Source organism: Massilia sp. P2_C2, assembly GCF_056404615.1.
On record NZ_JBFUDR010000609.1, the window covers coordinates 1 to 1,231 of the forward strand.

The following is a 1,231-nucleotide window of genomic DNA, read 5'->3' on the forward strand; positions in this document are numbered from 1 at the left end:
CTTCCCATCCCGAACAGGACCGTGAAACGACTTTGCGCCGATGATAGTGCTGCAACCAGTGTGAAAGTAGGTTATCGTCAGGCTAGTTATACGCAACAGCCCGCTCAATATCGATTGAGCGGGCTTTTTGCTTTGTTCCGGCCCGACTGCAGATACGGCTGTAATGCAGCAGGCTTCCCACCGTTCTAGCCACGGCGGTAACAAATTCTCCTCATAAAAGCAAAATTTAGCAGCAGCATAAAAAAATCGGCAGCCTTGTTATTCGTGTGTCTTCCGCACGCGTAAGCTTTCTTACGAGATAGCGCGTCCGTCGGCGCGAACTCGTTTATGGTGCAAGATGCAAGATTTCTACAAAAAAGCGCTGATCGCGCTCATCCTGYTGTTGGTGGCRGAYGCACTGGTTGCTGCTGTTTGCGGCGTTTGTCAACGTAGTTGTCGCGTCACCTCAAGCAACCTGCTTTAATGCTTCTGGCCGAATCCGTTCCGGATTCAACCAGACTTGATCTTCAAGGTTCCAGTCCCGGATGTCCCGCGACCAGCGCTGTGGATTGCGGTTTCTGGCCTCGCGATAAACCTGCTCGCGGCGCTTCAGAATCGCCGCGTCCTGCCCGCAGTGGCGCTGCGCCGGGGTCACGAACTTCRGGCCACTGTGCTTGTGATCCTGGTTATACCAGCGCACGAATTTCTGCGTCCATGCCTGCGCCTCTTCCAGGCTCCCAAACGGCTTGCCCGGGTAGTCCGGACGGTATTTGCAGGTCCTGAACAGCGACTCCGCATAAGCATTGTCGTTGCTCACGCGTGGCCGGCTGAACGACGGCGCCACACCCAACTGCTCCAGCGTGGCCAGCATGGTCGCGCCTTTCATGGCACTGCCGTTGTCAGAGTGGAGCACCAGCGGACGACCAGCCAGCCCCTCGGCCAGGCTGGTCCTTCGCATCAGCCGTGAGGCCAGCTCCGCCGATTCCGCCACATGTACCTCATGGCCGACGATCTTGCGGCTGAAAATGTCGAGCACCATGTACCAGTAATAGTACCGGCCCTTGATCGCGGCCGGCAGCCATGTGATGTCCCAGCTCCACACCTGGTTCGGACCAGAAGCGAAATGGCTCGTGACCACGCGCTCGCAAGGTTTCTTCGCCCTGCCGCGGTGATGCTGCTGCGACGCCGCTTTCAGGACGCGGTAGAAGCTCGATTCCGACGCCACATACACACCCCGATCGGCCAGCGCCGG

1 protein-coding gene is annotated in these 1,231 nt (G+C 58.1%); it reads right to left on the reverse strand.

Features of this window, described 5'->3' with window-relative positions; genetic code table 11:
- Positions 1–445: 445 nt before the first annotated feature.
- The coding region (locus tag AC1DYX_RS31285) for an IS3 family transposase (protein WP_477266128.1) at positions 446–1,231 on the reverse strand (786 nt) is incomplete at its 5' end.